Source organism: Mycolicibacterium brisbanense (assembly GCF_001570425.1).
In the GTDB taxonomy this organism is placed as follows: Bacteria; Actinomycetota; Actinomycetes; order Mycobacteriales; family Mycobacteriaceae; genus Mycobacterium; species Mycobacterium brisbanense.
In genome coordinates, this window is the sequence record NZ_BCSX01000018.1 from 126,826 (window position 1) to 144,256 (window position 17,431).

At 67.1% G+C, this 17,431-nt stretch carries 19 protein-coding genes; 8 read left to right on the forward strand and 11 right to left on the reverse strand.

Going from position 1 to position 17,431, the window contains the following annotated elements; all coding sequences use genetic code 11:
• Positions 1-49: 49 nt before the first annotated feature.
• Positions 50-1,069, forward strand: coding sequence for an alpha/beta fold hydrolase (locus RMCB_RS07195; RefSeq protein WP_062828334.1), 1,020 nt, complete (start codon positions 50-52; stop codon positions 1,067-1,069).
• Positions 1,070-1,079: 10 nt separating this feature from the next.
• Here the strand turns inward: RMCB_RS07195 and yaaA are convergent, their stop codons facing one another.
• The gene (yaaA, locus tag RMCB_RS07200) at positions 1,080-1,826 is read right to left on the reverse strand and encodes a peroxide stress protein YaaA (RefSeq protein ID WP_062828225.1); all 747 of its coding nucleotides are present in this window, start codon (positions 1,824-1,826) and stop codon (positions 1,080-1,082) included.
• Positions 1,827-1,889: 63 nt separating this feature from the next.
• Entirely contained in the window at positions 1,890-2,498 is a 609-nt protein-coding gene (locus RMCB_RS07205; RefSeq protein WP_062828226.1) for a hypothetical protein, read from the reverse strand.
• A 538-nt stretch (positions 2,499-3,036) separates the two neighbouring features.
• Between RMCB_RS07205 and RMCB_RS07210 the strand changes: the two genes are divergently transcribed.
• A complete protein-coding gene (locus RMCB_RS07210; protein WP_062828227.1) occupies positions 3,037-3,768 on the forward strand; it encodes an ArsR/SmtB family transcription factor in 732 nt (243 codons plus the stop codon).
• A 23-nt stretch (positions 3,769-3,791) separates the two neighbouring features.
• On the opposite strand, the gene RMCB_RS07215 is transcribed toward RMCB_RS07210, so the two are convergent.
• The 5 genes from RMCB_RS07215 to RMCB_RS07235 form a co-directional block, all read right to left on the reverse strand.
• A complete protein-coding gene (locus RMCB_RS07215) occupies positions 3,792-6,698 on the reverse strand; it encodes an MMPL/RND family transporter (RefSeq protein ID WP_062828228.1) in 2,907 nt (968 codons plus the stop codon).
• On the reverse strand, positions 6,695-7,123 hold the full coding sequence (locus RMCB_RS07220) for an MmpS family transport accessory protein (RefSeq protein WP_062828229.1): 429 nt from the start codon (positions 7,121-7,123) through the stop codon (positions 6,695-6,697). The genes RMCB_RS07215 and RMCB_RS07220 overlap by 4 nt, the downstream gene beginning before the upstream one ends.
• A gap of 310 nt (positions 7,124-7,433) precedes the next feature.
• Entirely contained in the window at positions 7,434-7,898 is a 465-nt protein-coding gene (locus tag RMCB_RS07225) for a DUF5078 domain-containing protein (protein WP_029373342.1), read from the reverse strand.
• Positions 7,899-7,945: 47 nt separating this feature from the next.
• On the reverse strand, positions 7,946-8,281 hold the full coding sequence (locus tag RMCB_RS07230) for a DUF732 domain-containing protein (RefSeq protein ID WP_029373343.1): 336 nt from the start codon (positions 8,279-8,281) through the stop codon (positions 7,946-7,948).
• 83 nt (positions 8,282-8,364) lie between these two features.
• A complete protein-coding gene (locus RMCB_RS07235; RefSeq protein WP_062828335.1) occupies positions 8,365-9,525 on the reverse strand; it encodes an alkaline phosphatase family protein in 1,161 nt (386 codons plus the stop codon).
• A gap of 99 nt (positions 9,526-9,624) precedes the next feature.
• Here RMCB_RS07235 and RMCB_RS07240 point away from each other — a divergent pair, with 99 nt between their 5' ends.
• The 3 genes from RMCB_RS07240 (at position 9,625) to RMCB_RS07250 (ending at position 12,451) form a co-directional block, all read left to right on the forward strand.
• A complete protein-coding gene (locus tag RMCB_RS07240; RefSeq protein ID WP_029373345.1) occupies positions 9,625-10,161 on the forward strand; it encodes an Rv1352/Rv1906c domain-containing protein in 537 nt (178 codons plus the stop codon).
• A 239-nt stretch (positions 10,162-10,400) separates the two neighbouring features.
• Positions 10,401-11,615, forward strand: coding sequence for an acyltransferase family protein (locus tag RMCB_RS07245; protein ID WP_029373346.1), 1,215 nt, complete (start codon positions 10,401-10,403; stop codon positions 11,613-11,615).
• A gap of 149 nt (positions 11,616-11,764) precedes the next feature.
• Positions 11,765-12,451 (forward strand): Rv0518 family GDSL lipase, encoded by a 687-nt coding sequence (locus tag RMCB_RS07250; RefSeq protein ID WP_029373347.1) that lies wholly within the window; start codon positions 11,765-11,767, stop codon positions 12,449-12,451.
• A 4-nt stretch (positions 12,452-12,455) separates the two neighbouring features.
• On the opposite strand, the gene RMCB_RS07255 is transcribed toward RMCB_RS07250, so the two are convergent.
• The 3 genes from RMCB_RS07255 to RMCB_RS07265 are packed head-to-tail and all read right to left on the reverse strand — an operon-like array spanning position 12,456 to position 14,345.
• Positions 12,456-13,427, reverse strand: coding sequence for a GlxA family transcriptional regulator (locus RMCB_RS07255; RefSeq protein ID WP_062828230.1), 972 nt, complete (start codon positions 13,425-13,427; stop codon positions 12,456-12,458).
• Positions 13,427-14,086: an MOSC domain-containing protein gene (locus RMCB_RS07260; protein ID WP_062828231.1), complete on the reverse strand. Its 660-nt coding sequence runs from the start codon at positions 14,084-14,086 to the stop codon at positions 13,427-13,429. The genes RMCB_RS07255 and RMCB_RS07260 overlap by 1 nt, the downstream gene beginning before the upstream one ends.
• Before the next feature lie 10 nt (positions 14,087-14,096).
• On the reverse strand, positions 14,097-14,345 hold the full coding sequence (locus RMCB_RS07265; RefSeq protein WP_062828232.1) for a hypothetical protein: 249 nt from the start codon (positions 14,343-14,345) through the stop codon (positions 14,097-14,099).
• Between the two features lie 75 nt (positions 14,346-14,420).
• Here RMCB_RS07265 and RMCB_RS07270 point away from each other — a divergent pair, with 75 nt between their 5' ends.
• Together RMCB_RS07270 and RMCB_RS07275 are read left to right on the forward strand one after the other, a co-directional pair.
• Positions 14,421-14,939 carry a hypothetical protein gene (locus RMCB_RS07270; protein WP_109784198.1) on the forward strand — a complete coding sequence of 173 codons (519 nt, stop codon included), beginning with the start codon at positions 14,421-14,423 and terminating at the stop codon, positions 14,937-14,939.
• Between the two features lie 33 nt (positions 14,940-14,972).
• A complete protein-coding gene (locus tag RMCB_RS07275; protein ID WP_062828233.1) occupies positions 14,973-15,920 on the forward strand; it encodes an enolase C-terminal domain-like protein in 948 nt (315 codons plus the stop codon).
• Positions 15,921-15,926: 6 nt separating this feature from the next.
• On the opposite strand, the gene RMCB_RS07280 is transcribed toward RMCB_RS07275, so the two are convergent.
• On the reverse strand, positions 15,927-16,820 hold the full coding sequence (locus RMCB_RS07280) for an aminoglycoside phosphotransferase family protein (RefSeq protein ID WP_062828337.1): 894 nt from the start codon (positions 16,818-16,820) through the stop codon (positions 15,927-15,929).
• Positions 16,821-16,880: 60 nt separating this feature from the next.
• Between RMCB_RS07280 and tpx the strand changes: the two genes are divergently transcribed.
• Positions 16,881-17,375, forward strand: a complete 495-nt coding sequence (gene tpx / locus RMCB_RS07285; RefSeq protein ID WP_062828234.1) for a thiol peroxidase — start codon at positions 16,881-16,883, stop codon at positions 17,373-17,375.
• The last annotated feature ends 56 nt before the right edge of the window (positions 17,376-17,431 follow it).

Here is a 17,431-nt window from a genome sequence, read left to right on the forward strand (position 1 = left end):
CATTGCGTTGCCGGTAGTGCTGGGGGAGGCCCAGGAGAGGAGTCCGATGGTGATCAGCAGGCGCAATCTTTCGATGGGGTTGATGGCGGTGGCGGCGGGAGCGACGGTGGCAGCCTGCTCGTCGTCGTGGCAGACCGCGCCTGCGTCGACCACCCCGCCGCCACAAGGGCATACCTCGCTCGGTCCGGTCAAACAGGTCAACGCGGGGTTGCTCGACGTCGGCTACGCGGAACTGGGCCCGCCCGACGGACAACCCGTCATCCTCCTGCACGGCTGGCCCTATGACATCCACAGTTATGTGGATGTGGCGCCTGCGCTCGCGGCGCAGGGCTACCGCGTGATCGTGCCGTTCGCGCGCGGCTACGGTTCGACCAGGTTTCTGTCGGCCACCACGGTGCGCAACGGCCAACAGGGGGCACTGGCCACCGATGTCATCGACTTCATGGATGCCCTGCACATTCCGCAGGCGATCCTCGGTGGATTCGATTGGGGCGCCCGCACCGCGGGCATCGTCGCGGCGATATGGCCGCAGCGCTGCGCAGGCCTGGTCGCGGTCAGCGGCTACCTGATCGTCAACCTCGAGGCGAATCAGAAACCGCTGTCACCGGAAGCCGAGCACGGCTGGTGGTATCAGTACTATTTCGCCACCGACCGGGGCGTCGCCGGCTACCGGCAGAACACCGCCGACTTCAACAAGCTGATCTGGAAACTTGCCTCGCCGCAGTGGCATTTCGATGACGCGACCTACGCGCGGACCGCCGCCGCCTTCGGCAATCCCGACCATGTCGACATCGTCATCGACAACTATCGGTGGCGGCTCGAGCTGGCGCCGGGGGAGCCGCAGTATGCCGAGCTGGAGCGCAAACTCGCTGCGCGACCACCCATTTCGGTGCCGACCATCACGATCGGCAGCGATTTCGACGGACCCAACAAGGACGGTGCTGCCTATCGCGGGCAGTTCACCGGCAAGTATGCCCACCGCGTACTGGATGGCATCGGACACAACGTGCCGCAGGAGGCGCCGAACGAATTCGCCGACAGCATCGTGCAAGTCGGCAAACTCGGATAGCGCGTACGGCTCAGGCGGGGACCACGACGGTCAGCTCGTCGCCGTCGCGTTCGACATGCATGTCGGCCCTGCGGGCGACCGTGGCCACCGCGGCGGCGTCGCCCGGTTCGGATCTGGAGCTCGCCAGGACCCGTGCCAGGCGTCCCTTGTGTGCCTTGTTGAAGTGGCTGACCACGGTGCGGTGTCCGTCGGCGTGTTCGGCGAGCACCTGCACGCGGACCGCACCGGGTATGCGGCCGAGCGCTGCGTAGGAGCCCGATCGCAGATCGACGATCAGATGGTCGGCGGACAACTCGGCGAGTACCGGCTCCAGAACCGGACGCCACCGAGTGTTCAGCCCCGGTTGTCCGGGCAGTTTCGACGTCGCCGACAGCCGGTATGCGGGCACCGGATCGTCGGCGCGCAGCAGGCCGAACAACGCCGACCCGACCGCGAGCCGGGCCCGCGCCCGCTCGGCCGCGGCGCCACGCAACGACCCGATGTCGAGCGCGTCGTACAGCACACCGGTGTAGCGGTGGATCGCCGGCAGCGTCGGGGCCGAACGCAGTTCGGCATTGCGCTCGATCTCTGCGTCCTGCTTGGCCGAGAGGCCCAGCGCCTTGCGGCTCGCCGGTAGATCGGCGGACAAGCCGATCAGTTGGTCCACGAGCTCTTCACGCAGCGGTGTCAGGGCCGCCGAGCTGAGCTTGTCCAAGCGCAGCGGCGGGCCGTCGCCGCCGGCGCGCTTGGTCTCGGAAGGAGGCAGGAGCACGATCACTCGGGCGAGGTTAGCGGAGGGATCGTGCTCCGTAGCGCTCCGATCGGTGTGACCCGTGTCCGGTCAGACCGGCATGGGCGGTGCGAAGGGGTCCGCAGGCGGCGCCTCCGGCGCTTCGGGGGCGGGCGGAGCCGGCACGTCGAGTTGAACCGGTGGGGGCGGGGCGAACGGGTCGGCCGGCGGCGGAGCCATCGGGTCGGCCATTGGCGGCGGTCCCGGGGGCATGGGAGCTTCCGGCGGCGGAGCGTCGAACGGCGCGGGTGCTTCGGGGGCCGTCGCGGCCGGATCCTCGTTGGCCACGGGCAGGTACATGTGGTGCGTGAACTGACGCTGGAAGGCGCCACCGCCGCCGATCTTGACGCCGCGGCCGCCCTCACCGGACGACACCGGCGTGCCGTCGGGCAGGGTCACGGCGGTATGGCCGCCGTTCCAGCCGATCACCAGCGCGCCCGGCTCGCTGCCGTACTTGAAGCCGCGGGCCAGCAGCGCGCGCTCCTGGTTGCCGGTGTTGAAACGGTCCCCGAAAGCGGGGCGGCCGGTTGCCACGTTGCTGATCCAGGAGGCCAGACCAGAGCAGTCGGTGCCGGCGGGAGTGTCACCACCGGAGATATACGGCGTGCCCGAAACGGACTGGACGAGCGCCATCAGCGATGCAGTCGCAATAGCAAACATGCGGCGGGACGTTAACAGCAGGCAAACTGGGCTGACAAAATATGTGACACCCTTCACAAGGGCTATCCACTATTGGCTGGTTCACGCAATTTCCGAATGAGTGTGGTCTTCGGTGACGACTGTTCCGGGGCCCTGACAGCCAGCCGAGGCGAACTTTGGGTTCGCGTGACGGTTTACTCCAATGTTGTTGTCGCACATGGTTCAGTCGCCGTTGCGTCACGACGACATCGGGTGGGCGAATATGTGAATTGGCCGAGTTTGCTTATCAAATAGGCAATTTCGCGACCACGCGGGATGGGGTCTCCCGACAGCTCTCCGCACGCGGCGTCGAGAATCGGGTACGTCATATGAGTTGCGGGTGGCATTGTGGCGTTGGACGGTGCGCAGTGATTCTGGCGAATGGCGGACCGATATCAAATCCCGGCCCGAGTCGCGTCGGGGCGCCATTTCGTGTGCCGCGCGAGCCCTCATGCAGCCAGATGGCTGCATAATGAGACGGCGCGGCCGAACGGCCGCGGATCAGGAGGCCGGCAAGCGGATGGACGAGGTGTTCAAGGCATTGGCCGACCCGAACCGGCGGCGGTTGCTGGATGCTCTCAACGCCCGTGGCGGGCAGAGTCTTTCCGAGTTGTGCGCCCGCCTGCCGATCGCTCGGCAATCCATCAGTAAGCACCTGGCGCTGCTGGAGGCCGCCGGGCTCGTCAGCACAGTGCGGGAGGGCAGGCACAAGCTGCACTACGTCAACGCCGAGCCGATCGCCGCGCTCGCAACCGGATGGCTCAGCCGCTACCACCCGGTGATCGCCGAACCGCCCGCCGTCACAGAGTTCCGCTACACCACGTATATAAGGACGACGCCCGAGCGGCTGTGGCAGGCCGTCACCAACCCGGCCGTGGCATCCGACTATCTGGGCCACGCCATCGAGTCGGCGTGGCTCAAGGGTTCCGCCTACACCTGGATCGAGAACGGCACGCGGACCGAACACCCCGACCAGGTGATCCTGGAATCCGATCCGTATCGGCGGCTCGGATTCACCTTCCGCACACTTGCCGCCGACGTCTCCGACCTCACCGAGGAACTTCTCGTCGCCGCTGCCGCCGAGCCGCGCTCGCGCGTGCATTTCGACATCGAGCCGCTCGACGATCTGGTGAGGCTCGCCGTCGTCCACGACGATGTCGGCCCGGGCAGCGTCGTCCTCCCGCTGATGTCATACAGCTGGCCGATGAAGCTGGCCCGCCTGAAATCCCGGCTGGAACAGGATGCGCCCTAGCCCAGAGCGCCGGGCGTGGTGCCTCAGGCGAGAGCGTCCGCCCGGTTCTTGTTCGCCGGCTCGGGCCACGGAGCAGGCAGCGGCCGCTGGCGCACCTGCTGGGGCCACCAGAACCACTTTCCGAGCAGGGCGGCGATCGACGGCGTCATGAACGACCGGATGACGAGCGTGTCGAAGAGCAGGCCGAGGCCGATGGTGGTGCCGACCTGGCCGATGACGGCGAGTTCGCTGACGGCCATGGACATCATGGTGAAGGCGAACACCAGGCCTGCCGAGGTGACCACCGAGCCGGTGCCGCCCATGGCGCGGATGATGCCGGTGTTGAGCCCGGCGTGGATCTCTTCTTTGAACCGGGACACCAGCAGCAGGTTGTAGTCGGCGCCGACGGCCAACAGGATGATCACCGACATGGCCAGCACCATCCAGTGCAGCTCCAGGCCGATCAGGTGCTGCCAGATGAGCACCGACAAGCCGAACGATGCGCCCAGGGATATGACGACGGTCCCGACGATGACGGCCGAGGCCACCACGCTGCGCGTGATGATCAGCATGATGATGAAGATCAGGCAGAGCGAGGCGATGCCGGCGATCAGCAGGTCGTAGTTGGCGCCTTCTTGCATGTCCTTGAACGTGGCCGCGGTTCCACCGAGGTAGATCTTCGAGCCTTCCAGCGGGGATCCCTTGATGGCTTCCTTGGCAGCCTGCTTGATGGCGTCGATGTGCGAAATGCCTTCGGGGCTCATCGGATCGCCCTCGTGGCTGATGATGAACCGCACCGCGTGCCCGTCAGGGGACAGGAACATCTTCATGCCGCGCTTGAAGTTCGGATTGTTGAACGTTTCCGGCGGCAGATAGAACGAGTCGTCGTTCTTGGACGCGTCGAAGGCCTGGCCCATGGCCGTCTGGTCCTTCATCATCGCTTCCATCTGATCCTGCAGCCCGCCCATGGTGGACTGCATGGTCAGCATCATCGTCTTCATGTTCTTCATCGTCGCGATCATGGGCGGCATGATCTTGACCATCTGCGGCATCAGGACGTCCAGCCGGTCCATGTCCGGCATCAGTTTCTGAATGTCGTCGGTCATGGTGTCGACGCCGTCGAGGGTGTCGAAGATCGACCGCATCGACCAGCAGACCGGGATGTCGAAGCAGTGCGGTTCCCAGTACAGGTAGTTGCGGATGGGCCGGAAGAAATCGTCGAAATCGGAGATGTGGTCCCGCAATTCGGCGACGTCGGCGACCATCACATGCATCTTGCCGACCATGCTGTGCGTGGTGTCGGCCATCTCCTGGGTCAGCTTGACCATGGATTCCATGGTGTTGATGGAGACCTGCATCTCGTCAGCCATCTTCAGCATGTCCTTCATGCGGTCCTGCATGTACTTCATGTTCATCATCTGCGTGGTGCCCTGCATGCTGATCTGGAACGGGATCGAGGTGTGCTCGATCGGCGTGCCCTGCGGCCGGGTGATGGCCTGCACCCGGGAGATGCCCGGCACCTGGAAGATGCGCTTGGCGATCCTGTCGACGACGAGGAAGTCCGCGGAGTTGCGCAGATCGTGATCGCTTTCGATGAGCAGCAGTTCCGGGTTCATCCGGGCCTGGGAGAAGTGCCGGTCGGCCGCGGCGTAACCGCTGTTGGCCGGGATGTCCTGCGGCAGGTACTTGCGGTCGTTGTAGTTGGTCCGGTAGCCGGGCAGGGTCAACAGGCCGATGAGCGACAGTGCGATGGTGGCGATCAGGATCGGTCCGGGCCAGCGCACGACGGCCGCTCCGACCTTGCGCCACCCGCGAGTGCGCATGGCGCGCTTGGGTTCCAGGGTCTTGCCGAACTTCGTGACGACGGTGATCACGGCGGGCCCCATGGTCAGCGCCGCGAACACCACGGTGACCATGCCGATGGCCAGTGGGATACCCAGGGATTGGAAATAGGGCAAGTTGGTGAAGTGCAGGCAGAACGTGGCGCCCGCGATGGTCAGCCCGGACCCCAGGATGACGTGGGCGGTGCCGTGGAACATGGTGTAGTAGGCCGATTCCCGGTCTTCACCGACACTGCGGGCTTCCTGATATCTGCCAATCAGGAAGATCGCGTAGTCGGTGGCCGCGGCGATCGCCAGGGTCACCAGCAGGTTCGTCGCGAACGTCGAGAGCCCGATGATGTTGTAGTAGCCCAGGAACGCGATTAGACCGCGTGCGGCGGATAGTTCGAGCACCACCATCAGCAACACCAGCACGACCGTCACGATCGAGCGGTACACCAGTAGCAGCATGACGATGATCACCGTGAAGGTCAGCGCCTCGATCATCTGCATGCTGCGGTCACCGGCGATGTGCTGATCGGCTGCCAGCGCCGCGGGTCCCGTGACGTACGTGTGGATGCCGGGCGGGGCCGGCACGCTCTTGACGATGTTCTGGACGGCTTCGACGGACTCGTTGGCCAGCGCCTCACCCTGGTTACCGGCGGTGTAGACCTGCACATAGGAGGCCTTGCCGTCGGCGCTCTGGGCGCCCGAGGCGGTCAGCGGGTCGCCCCAGAAATCCTGGACGTGCTCGACGTGCTTGGTGTCGGCCCGCAGCTTGGCGACAACCTGGTCGTAGTAGTCGTGCGCATCGGAGCCCAGCGGCTCGTCACCCTCGAGCACGATCATGACCGAGCTGTTGGACTTGAACTCTTGGAAGACCTGGCCGACGCGCTTCATGGCGATCATCGACGACGCCTGGTCAGGGGTCATCGAGACCGAGCGCATCTTCCCCACCTCTTCGAGCTGGGGGACCACCGCGTTGAGCACGACGATGATCGCGATCCAGCCGAGGATGATGGGCAGCGCCAGGCGCCGGATCCACTTGGCGAGCCCGCCGTGGTTGGCGTGCTCGGGCGGCGATGCTGCCGGGAACGCGTCGGTGGGCGCGTCGTGCGTGGGGGTGCTCATGCAGATTTCACCAAGCAGAAGGTCTGGGCGTTGACGCCGGTGGACGTGCGCTGGTCTTTGAGTTCGTCATCGACGGTGATGCGGCAGCTGATGGTGCTGCCGTTGCCCTGGGCCACGATGTTGGGGAACACCGACGGTGCGGTGCTCTCCAGCCGCAGCGTCCAGGGCAGCGACACCCCGTCGACGCGCTGGGGCTGGGCGTTGAGGTCGAGGTAGTTCACATCGGCGGTCGCGCCGGGCTCGCCGGTGATCTCGTAGACCACGACTTTGGGGTCGAACGGTTTGGTGTCGTCGACTTTGGCGCTGGCCACACCCGAACCGTCGCCGGCACCGAAGAAGGTACGGACCCGCATCACGCTGAAAGCCCCGATGACCACCACAACCAGGATGAGCACGGGGATCCAGAACCGTCTCAAGAGCTTCATGTTTCGCTGGTCAGCCTTTCGGGTGCGCGACGAGACAGCTGTCCTTGCCGTACGACAAGTGAAACCTATACAGTCGGCTAACTTCAATCAAGTCGATTGGATAGTCGCCGATGTCATGCGGAGACGCGCCGTCGCCATCCCCCGTTCACGGTTGCCGTCACCGTGAGTTACGCGAGATATTAGCCTATTTAACAGATTCGCAAAACGGATAGCTGGGCGCGTCGTAGCTGGTAGCCGCAGTCGCCGATGCCGTCGTGGAAAAGAAAACCCCCTGCGGTCGAGCCGCAGGGGGTTTTGGCGTACCCGTGGGTTACTGCCAATTCCATACCGACATGTCGCCGGCCGGGTAGTTCGCGCAGACATCCGTGGTGCGGGCTGCGACACCCTTGTTGTTGAAGAACAGCTTGGCCCAGTTCGGCCACTTCCACGCCATGTTCTCGTAGAACGCATTGGTCGCGGTGTCCTCGGAGTACTGCCGCCGGGCCGCGTAATCGAGCGAGAAGAACCAGTGGATGCGGTCCTGGGTCTCCTGCTGGAGTTCGGGGGACTTGTTGTTGTAGTCGATCATGTACCGCTCGTAGTACACGGGCTCGACGTCCCGGGCGGCCGCCATGATCTGTTCCGCGGTGCACGTGGTCCGCAGGATGCGGTTCGGGATCGGGTAGTCGTCGGTGGCGTCCGCCGATGCGATGCCCGGCGCGGCGGCCAGGCTACCCGCGACGGCACACGCGGCGACACCAGCGCGGATCAGATTGCTTACCCGACGTGTACGCATAGCCTTCAATGTATCGCTCCAAGCCCTCGATCTGGATTGGCTGACAATCAGCCCTGATGCGCTGCTACCTGATCGATCACCGGCTGCAGGTCAGGGCAGTAGAAGTTGATGGCCGTGCCCACGAACTGCCAGGCCTGCGCGGTGGTGCTGTCCTTGGGCAGGTTCTGGGAGACGAACTTGGCCGACTGGTACGCGTCGTGATCGACGCCGTTGTGCAGCCGCTTGCATGCGATCTTTCCGATCCAGGCGTTGTAGTCACGCGGCCCGTAGATGCCGAAAGTGTGCAGCTGGTTGGCGAAGTCGGTGTCGATCTCGGCGTGTGCCGGAGCGGCGAACGCGATGGCGGCGGCGGCGCCGATTGCTGCCAGGCCTGCAAGCTTCATGCGCTGAATCTTAGATCATCTAATACAGAATTGGACAGTCAACCCCCGAACATCTGATGCCCAATCCGGCGGGTCCAGGCTGCTCACCCCTGGGCCACCAAGAGCGGAATTCGTTGTTCGGCGCTGGTCAATGAGCCGTGCTGGCCGATCAGCGAAGACTCGATCGGTTCGGTGGTGCGGCGCAGCAATGCCGCCGAACCGCGTGTCGCCGCCACGACATCACCGATGCGGTAGCGCACCGCATCGCGGATCCGGGGCCCGAACCACCCGGCGGCGATGGCCTCGTCGCGCGGCAGCACCCATGCCGTGTCGGCAAGTGCCTCACGCCAGCGGGCCAGCACATCGTCACGCGCGCCGGCAGCCGTGTAGACGTGCCGGGCTCGCGCTTCGCCGCCGATGTCCGTTACGCCGTCGAGCAGGTCAGCGCGTTCATCGAGATCGACGGCCGCTGCGGGATCGACGGCGACCATCCCGTGGTCGGCGACGACGGCAAGCAGTGCGTCGCGCGGCAGCGTCTCGATGATCGACTCCACCAACCTGTCGACCTGGCGCAGCTGCATCCGCCAGGCCGGCGAGCCCGGCCCGTGCAAGTGGCCGACGAGATCGAGTTCGCCGTGATAGCCGTAACAGAATCCGCCCCGGGCCACCGCGTCCGTCACGGCAGCCGCGAGCTCGCCGAGGGCGTGCACACCGACATAGCGGGCGCCCCGAAGGACAGCCCGGGTCAACCCCGACCCGGCGAACTCCGCGCCGGAGACGACGCTGACCGCCACCCCCGCCGTCGCCGCCCGCTCGAACGTCGTGGTCAGTGGCTGCAGTGCCTCGGGGCGCACCCGCTCCCGCAGGTCGTCGCCGCGGGGGTGCGGCCGCCACCGCAGCGCGTTCATCACGCGAACGTCGGGGGCGTCGGGAACCCGGAAGGACATGCCCACCAGGCCGTGTTCGCCCGACCGGCATCCCGTGCCGATCGCCGCGAGGCCGGCCACCGTCGTGGACGGGAACCCGACCTGCAGGGTCTGGCCGCGCAAGCCCGCCAGCACCGGGGCGTCGGATGCATGGGCGTCCAGCAGTTCGGCGCCCAGCCCGTCCACCAGCAGAACGCACGCCCCGCGCGCGGGGCCGGGCAACTGGATGCGGGAATCCTGGATGCGGGAATCGAAGCCCGTCACCCCGAGCGTGCTCAGCACTGCCGGCACCACGTCGGCCAGCGCAGGGGCGTCCGGATCAAGGTGCGGCACATCCACATTGCGAGCTTCCCACAGCTGCCGGCCGGCCCGGGTCGGCGTGGTGCGCCCGTGCGCGGACACCGGGGCATGCCCCGGCAACCGGTACGCTGGCCTGCTATGAGGCCGATGAGAGCAGCGATTCTCGCCGCGGCGCTTGTCGCGGCGGGAGCTGGAACCTTCAGCGGCGTAGCCACCGCTGATCCCGACACGCCGGAGCCGACGCCCGCCGCGCCTGCGCCCGGCCCGAATGCACCGGCGGCTCCCGCGCCCGCGGCGCCGGCCGGCGCCCTGGCCACCAGCATCGATCACGACGGCACCTTTGTGGTCGGCAAGGACATCGCGCCGGGCACGTACGCGTCGGCGGGCCCGGTCGGCAATGGTGCGTGCTACTGGAAGCGGATCGGAGACGACCAGAACCCGATCATCGACAATGCGATGACCAAGAAAGCCCAGACGGTGGCGATCGAACCCACCGACAAGGCCTTCAAGACCAGCGGCTGCCAGCCGTGGGCGCAGACCGATGCGCCACCGGACGCCCAGGCGCAGGGCGGCCTGCTGCCTGCGCTGATTGCCGGGGGTCAGCTGCGCGGCATGCTGGGCACGCTCAACAACGGCGCTCGCCAGTACGACGGATCGCAGGTCCCGACGGGCTGACCGAGCCCGACACGCCGAGCCCGCGCCGAAGCGTCTGCACCGGCGCCCTATGCGTGAGCTGAAAGCCTTGCCGCGCAAGGTGAAACCGGTGCGCGCGCAGCTTTTCGACGGCCTCGTTCAGCAAGTGCACAGCAGCAGCGAGGCGCGACGTGGGCGCTCCCGCTGTTAGTCTGCGAAGGCCGCCGGTCGCCAGGTCGCATCGGCGAGTGGACACGGAAATCGGCAAGGATACGCAAAACGTGGCGCGCGGCGCAGAGATCAAAGCCCTGACCGGAGTGCGCATCGTCGCAGCCGTGTGGGTGGTCCTGTTCCACTTCCGCCCGCTGCTGTACCAAGTGGCGCCCGACCTCACCAAGGCGCTGGCCCCCGTGCTCAACTGCGGCGCGCAAGGCGTCGACCTCTTCTTCATCCTCAGCGGTTTCGTGCTGACGTGGAATTACTTCGAGAGGATGGGTCCGTCCTGGTCCACTCGGGCGACCCTGCACTTCCTCTGGTTGCGACTCTCCCGGGTCTGGCCGGTCTACCTGGTGACTCTTCATCTGGCCGCACTGTGGGTGATCTTCACCCTCAACGTCGGCCACATCCCCCCAGAGGATGTCAGCCCCTTCAACGCGGTGAGCTACTTCCGGCAGCTCTTCCTGGTGCAGCTGTGGTTCCAGCCGTACTTCGACGGGTCGAGCTGGGACGGCCCGGCGTGGTCGATCAGCGCCGAATGGCTGGCCTACCTGTTGTTCGGGGCGTTGATCCTCGTCGTGTTCCGGGTCGCACGGGCGACGCGGGCGCGCAGCCTGGTGCTGTTGGCCATCGCGGCGTCGACGCCTCCGGTGGTGCTGATGATGGTGAGTGGACACATCTACACACCGTGGAGCTGGTTGCCCAGAATCGTCATGCAGTTCACGGCGGGGGCGCTGGCCTGCGCCGCGGTGCGCAAGCTGGACCTCAGCGACACGGCCTGCCGTCGGGCAGGGTACCTCTCCATCCCGCTGGTGGCGCTGGTCATCGGGGGACTGTATTTCTTCGACGCCCATCCGCTGAACACCGTGGGTGACGCAGGCGGAATCGTCGATGTGCTGTTCGTGCCGCTGATAGTGCTGCTGGCCGTCGGGACCGGCAGCCTCCCGGCCTTCCTCTCGACCCGGCTGCTCGTCTACGGCGGGCAGATCTCCTTCGGCCTCTACATGGTGCACGAGCTCGTGCACACCGCATGGATCTGGACGGTCAAGCAGTTCGAGATCACGCTGACACCGACATTGTCCGGTAAGGCGACCGTGTTCGGCCTCGTCGCTCTGTCGGTCCTCGGTGGAGTGCTGCTGTACCACGTCGTCGAGGAGCCGGCCCGGCGCTGGATGCGCAGGATGGTCGACATCAAGCCGGCGGACCCACCCAACAGACTGCACCGTATCGACGGCGAGCTCGAAGCCCGCCCGACCGGCGTTTCCGCACGCGCCGGATAGATGCGCACGGCAGCGAAACAGCCTGTGCCACAGGTTGTAATGGGCTCGTTATCGGTGTGTCACCGTGGCTGGGGTAACCTGCCTCGGGGCCAAGGGCGCACCGTGATCACGGTGGGGGACACGTCGTCTCGCCGGCAGTGGAGGTAGCAGTGAGTCGTGTGTTCACTTTCGTCATCTCACTTGGCCTTCTGGCAGGTGTGGTCACGCACATACCCGTGCAGCGGTATACGACATCCGGGCTGGATCCGCGGCTGAATCACATTGCCGTCATCGGCGACTCGTACACGACCGGCAGCCTGGAGGGCGGCGAGGGTCCGCGGGGCTGGACGACCTTGGCGTGGGATCAGCTCGCTCATCGTGGCGTGCAGGTCAAGGCTGACGTGGTCGCCGAGGGCGGGGCGGGCTACGTGCAGCGCGGCAACCACGGCAGCATCTTCGGTGATCTGACGGCGCGCGCGGTGAAGCCCGACGACTCGCTGATCGTGTTCTTCGGATCGCGCAACGACAAGGACATGGACCCCGCCGCGATCACGATGATGAGCCACAACGCCTTGACGCTCGCGCAGCACATCGCGCCGTCGGCCAAGCTGCTCGTCATCGCGCCGCCGTGGGTGTCCGCCGACGTGCCGCCGTCGATCCTGAACATCCGCGACATCCTCAAGGCCCAGGCGCGCGACGTCGGCGCGGCGTTCTTCGACCCGATCGAAGACGGCTGGTTCTTCGACCGGCCCGACCTCATCGGTGGCGACGGCATCCATCCCACCGACGCCGGGCACGCGTACATGGCCGACCGGCTCGCCCCGCTCATCGGCAGGCAGCTGCCGCGCGCGCTCTGAGCGGTCAGTTGGGGGCCGAGGTGCGGAACCGGTCGCGGTAGGCCTTCGGTGCCACACCGAGGTGGCTGACGAACACGCGGCGCAGCGTCTCGGCACTGCCGAAACCGGCGAGCCGGGCGCTTTCCGCGACAGAATGGCCGGCGTCGAGCGCCGCCCGGGCGACGTCGGTGCGGACCCGCTCCACATAGCGGGCCGGGGTGGTGCCCAGCTCTGCCTGAAACAGCCGCGTCAGTTGCCGGGTGCTCAAAGCCGCCACGGCCGCAAGGCTTTTCACGCTGTGATCGGCGGTGGGGTCGGCTGCGACGGCATCGGTGACGCGCCGCAACACGGAGGGCTCGGACGCATCGATCTCCACCAGGGTGGAGAACTGCGACTGACCGCCCGCCCGCTTCAGATACACCACCAGTGACCGCGCCACTTCGCGGACCAGCTCGGCACCGTGATCACGCTCGACCAGGGCCAGCGCCAGATCGATACCGGCCGACACTCCCGCCGAGGTGTAGATGTCGGCATCCTCGACGAATATCGCGTCCGGTTCGACGACGGTATCGGGATACGCACGCCCGAGCAGGCGGGCATGCCGCCAGTGCGTGGTGGCCCGCCGGCCTTTCAGCAGACCCGCCTCGGCCAGGATGAACGCGCCGGTGCAGATCGACGCCAGCCGGCGGGTACGGCCTGGCATCTGCTGCAGCGCGGAGACCAGCGCCGGGTCGATCGGTCGCCCCACCAGGTTGTCGCCGCCGGCCACCAGTACGGTGTCGGCCTCGGCGATATCCGAAATGCGTTCAGTGGCAGGGAATTTCGTGCCGATGGAGGTGGTGACTTCGTGCCCGTCCAGCGACGCGATCCGGATCAGGTACTGCGCGCCGAACCGATTCGCCTCGGCGAACACCTCGGCAGGGCCCACCGCGTCGAGCAGCTTCACGCCGTCGAAGACGACGATCACCACCACCCGCGGGCGGGCGTTGCCGGGCATCAGCCTGCGGTTCTGCGGTGGGCGAGCTCCTTGAGTTCGGTCGGCAGCGCGTCGGCCCGCAGAATCTCGTGTAGCAGTTGGGGTTCGAGGGTGAGCGCACGGAACACGACGCCCACGGTCACGTCGTGATCGGGCCGTTCGGTCACCGTGATCTCGTCACCCGCGCGGATGGTGCCGGGGGTCACGAGGCGTAGGTAGGCGCCCGGAATCGCGGTCCCGGTAAAGGTTTTGATCCATCCGTTGATCTCCAGCCACGCGGCGAAAGTGCGGCAGGGGATACGCGGCCGGGACACTTCGAGTTCGAGGCCGTCCGAGCCGACCCGCCACCGCTCGCCGATCACCGAATTGGTGACGTCTATGCCCGCCGTGGTGAGGTTTTCGCCGAAGACTCCGTTGGCGATCTCACGGTCCAGTTCGCTCTGCCAGTCGTCGAGATCTTCGCGGGCGTAGGCATAGACGGCCTGATCGTCACCGCCGTGCACCAACTGGTTGCCGATGGTGTCGCCGACCAGGCCGCTGCCGAGCCCGCCGTGCATGGGGCCCGGGGCGCGGACCGCGACTGCCCCGTCGACCGGGCGTTTGTCGATGCCGGTCATCGCGCGCTTATCGTCGGGGTTGGGTCGCGGATGAGCCACGTTGACGGTCAGAACATGTGCCATGACGCTCAAGCTAGACCATCGGTGTCGCAACACCATTCGGCGCTGCCGGCGGCCGAGGTACCGGCAGGCACAGTCCCGTCGCGGTGTCGAGTTGGCGGCCGGGCACGCAGAACGGTGCGCATCCGTAGATGACGCCGGTTTCACCGTCCGGGCAGCCCGCCACCACCGTGGGCGTCGCGGTGCCGGCAAATCCCGCAGGTACCGCGGCGAACACCACTGCTGCCAGCGTCATGATGCTCCGCCGTGCTCGGCTTGCCATGCCGCACTCCTGACGTGTTCGGGTCTTCCTGGCCTGCTTGGAAGTTTAGGCTGCGACGAGAGGAGGAGGTCAACATTGCTCACCTCGACGCGTATCCCGGCGGCGGTGATCGTGGGTGCGGCGTTGACGGCGTGCGGCGGCGGGCAGCACGTCGCCGACCCATCGAGTACGCAACCGGCACCATCGATGCACACCGCAGCACCCGCAGCACCACCGAGTGCCGCTGCCGTGGCCCGGCAGCAGAGCAAGCCGTGGGTGGATCTGCAGGCCGGGGACTGCCTGGTCGACATGCCTCCGACCGATCCCAGCGTGGTGATGGTGACAACCGTCGACTGCGCCACGCCGCATCGCGCCGAGGCGTTCTACCGCGGTGATGTGGCCGTCAACGACGCCGTCGCGGGCGTGGCGGACCAGGCCTGTGCTTCGGGATTGGTCTCCTACACCGGTCATCCCGCGGCGGGCAGCAGCTTGTCGGTGACCTATCTGATCGATTCCCGTCAGGACCGCACCTCGAACAATCCGGAACCGAGTTCGGTGATCTGCGTGCTGTACGCCGCGGACGGGACTGCGCTGTCCGGATCCGCCCGCCGGTGAGGTGATCCCGGCGTCGGCTAGCGTCACCTGCTTGTGCAGACCCTGATCGACCTCGACAACTCACCGGTGTTCGCGATTCCTTTGCGCGACGGCACCGCCAGCTATGAGGGCGTGCTGGTCGAGGGACCACAGGGCTGGGGCGAGTTCGGCCCGCCGTCGGATGTCGGCGCCCCGGCGCTGGTGCGCTGGCTGACCGCCGCGACCGAGCCCGGCACAGTCGGCTGGCCTGATCCCGTGCGCGGGCGTATCCCCATCGCTGTCACCGTGCCCGCCGTCGCCCCCGCCCGCGCCCGCGACATCGTGGTCGCATCAGGTTGCCGGTCAGCGGCGGTCGAGGTCGGCACCGCGTTGGCCGACGACGTCGCCCGAATCGCCGCGGTGCGTGACGCTCTCGGACCCGACGGCGCGATCCGCTGCGACGCCAAGGGGAGATGGGACGTCGACACCGCGGTCGCAGCGATTGGCGAGCTGCACCGGGCGGCAGGCGACTTGGAGTTCGTCGTGCAACCCTGTCCCAGCGTCGCCGACGGTGCCCGCGTTCGGGGTCGCGTCGGTGTCCGCATCGCGGCCGACGTGTCAGTGCTCGACACCCCGGTGCTGCGCGAGGCGGCTGACGTCGCCGTCGTGCAGTGCGGACCGCTCGGCGGCGCCCGCCGGGCCCTGCGGGTGGCCGAGATGACGGGGCTGCCGTGCGTCGTCAGCTCGACCGTGCAGACCAGCATCGGCCTCATGGCCGGGCTTGCGCTCGCCGGCGCCCTGCCAGAGTTGCCTTACGCCTGCGAACTCGGCGGCCGAGCGCTGCTGGCCGGAGACGTCGTCGCCCCATCCCGTTCGTTGACTGTGGTGGACGGTTTCCTGCCCGTCGCCCCGATGCCTCCCGCGCCCCAACCGGAACTGATCGAGCAGTACGCCGTCACCGACCCGCGGCGGATCGCGTGGTGGCGCGACCGCGTGCGCGCGGCGACCGCCGGGGGGCGCTGAGAGCCGTCAGTCCTGCACGGCCTTGGCGATGGTCACGCAGGTGGTCAGCCAGTCCGGGTCCGGTTCAGCCTGCTCGGTGAGCTCCCACATCGCGTTGTGCATGGTCCGCACGACCACCCAGGCCCTGGCCCGGTCGGTGTCGAGTTCGGCCGCGTCGACCAGGGCGTAGAACCGGCGTCGCACACCGTCGCGAACGTAACCGGCGAGTTCTGCCCACCGGTTCCACAGCATCGGGGCGATCTCGTAGTGCGGGTCGCCGCTGATCGGTTTCGGGTCGATCACCAGCCAGGGTTCCCGTTCGGCGGCCAGCACGTTCTCGTAGTGCAGGTCGCTGTGGATGAGCGTTGCCGAGGCTGCGGGGTCAGCGACGAGTTCGGTGCCCAGCGTGATGGCCTGCTCCACCAGTCGGCGTGGTACCGGCGCGTTGCGGGGGAGCGCTGTCAGGTCGGCCGTCCAGCGTTCGACGAGTGCGGGCAGCCGGCGCAGCTGGGGTAGGGCCGGAACATGGATCCTGCGGTACAGCGACGCGACGATCTCGCAGGCCTCGATATCCCAGAGCTCCTTGAGATCTCGGGGCTGCAACCGCTCGAGCAGCAGGGCCCGGCGATGAGGCTCGGCACGCAGCAGCCGGACTGCGCCGTCGCCGCCCCACCGGCGCAGCGCCAGGTGTTCGTGTTCGGACTCCTCGTCGGGCAGGGCGATCTTGAGCACCGCGGGCCCGGTGTCGCGGCTGCGCACGGGCACCACGATGGAGCAAAAGCCGTGCATGGGAGCCCCGTCCGGGGTGAGTGCCCAGTCGTCGAGCTGGGCCCGCAGTAGCCGCGGCAGCCGGTCCACCCAGTCCTGCCACTGTGGTCCACGCACGGCCATCGCGCGCACCGCGTCGGGCAGATCGATCATCGGCTCCATGGTCGCACCCCGGCCTGCCGCACCCGCCGCCGGTTTTGACAGACTGTGCCTATGGCACAGATAACCCTGCGTGGAAACCCCGTCAACACCGTGGGCGAGCTGCCCGCCGTCGGTTCCCCGGCGCCCAGCTTCGCGCTCACCGGCACCGATCTCGGCCCGGTCACCAACGAGCAGTTCCGCGGCAAGTCCGTGCTGCTGAACATCTTCCCGTCGGTCGACACCCCGACGTGTGCCACCAGCGTGCGCACCTTCAACGAGAAGGCCGCAGCCAGCGGTGCCTCCGTGCTGTGCGTGTCCAAGGACCTGCCGTTCGCGCAGAGCCGCTTCTGTGGCGCCGAGGGCATCGAGAACGTCACCACCGCGTCGGCCTTCCGCGACGGCTTCGGTGAGGACTACGGCATCACCATCGCCGACGGTCCGATGGCCGGACTGTTCGGCCGGGCCGTCGTGGTGATCGGTGCCGACGGCAATGTCGCCTACACCGAACTGGTGCCCGAGATCGCCGACGAGCCGAACTACGACGCCGCGCTGGCCGCGCTGCAGTAATCCGTTCGACCTACGTGCTGCCCGCCTGCGGTTCAGGCGGGCAGCACGTGCATCGG

What these genes read in the sequence shown, in the direction of transcription:
- RMCB_RS07205 (WP_062828226.1), bottom strand. Translation starts at nt 2,498, where the DNA reads ATGTTTGCTATTGCGACTGCATCGCTGATGGCGCTCGTCCAGTCCGTT.
- RMCB_RS07210 (WP_062828227.1), top strand. Translation starts at nt 3,037, where the DNA reads ATGGACGAGGTGTTCAAGGCATTGGCCGACCCGAACCGGCGGCGGTTG.
- RMCB_RS07215 (WP_062828228.1), bottom strand. Translation starts at nt 6,698, where the DNA reads ATGAGCACCCCCACGCACGACGCGCCCACCGACGCGTTCCCGGCAGCA.
- RMCB_RS07220 (WP_062828229.1), bottom strand. Translation starts at nt 7,123, where the DNA reads ATGAAGCTCTTGAGACGGTTCTGGATCCCCGTGCTCATCCTGGTTGTG.
- RMCB_RS07225 (WP_029373342.1), bottom strand. Translation starts at nt 7,898, where the DNA reads ATGCGTACACGTCGGGTAAGCAATCTGATCCGCGCTGGTGTCGCCGCG.
- RMCB_RS07230 (WP_029373343.1), bottom strand. Translation starts at nt 8,281, where the DNA reads ATGAAGCTTGCAGGCCTGGCAGCAATCGGCGCCGCCGCCGCCATCGCG.
- RMCB_RS07240 (WP_029373345.1), top strand. Translation starts at nt 9,625, where the DNA reads ATGAGGCCGATGAGAGCAGCGATTCTCGCCGCGGCGCTTGTCGCGGCG.
- RMCB_RS07255 (WP_062828230.1), bottom strand. Translation starts at nt 13,427, where the DNA reads ATGCCCGGCAACGCCCGCCCGCGGGTGGTGGTGATCGTCGTCTTCGAC.
- RMCB_RS07260 (WP_062828231.1), bottom strand. Translation starts at nt 14,086, where the DNA reads ATGGCACATGTTCTGACCGTCAACGTGGCTCATCCGCGACCCAACCCC.
- RMCB_RS07265 (WP_062828232.1), bottom strand. Translation starts at nt 14,345, where the DNA reads ATGGCAAGCCGAGCACGGCGGAGCATCATGACGCTGGCAGCAGTGGTG.
- RMCB_RS07280 (WP_062828337.1), bottom strand. Translation starts at nt 16,820, where the DNA reads ATGATCGATCTGCCCGACGCGGTGCGCGCGATGGCCGTGCGTGGACCA.
- tpx (WP_062828234.1), top strand. Translation starts at nt 16,881, where the DNA reads ATGGCACAGATAACCCTGCGTGGAAACCCCGTCAACACCGTGGGCGAG.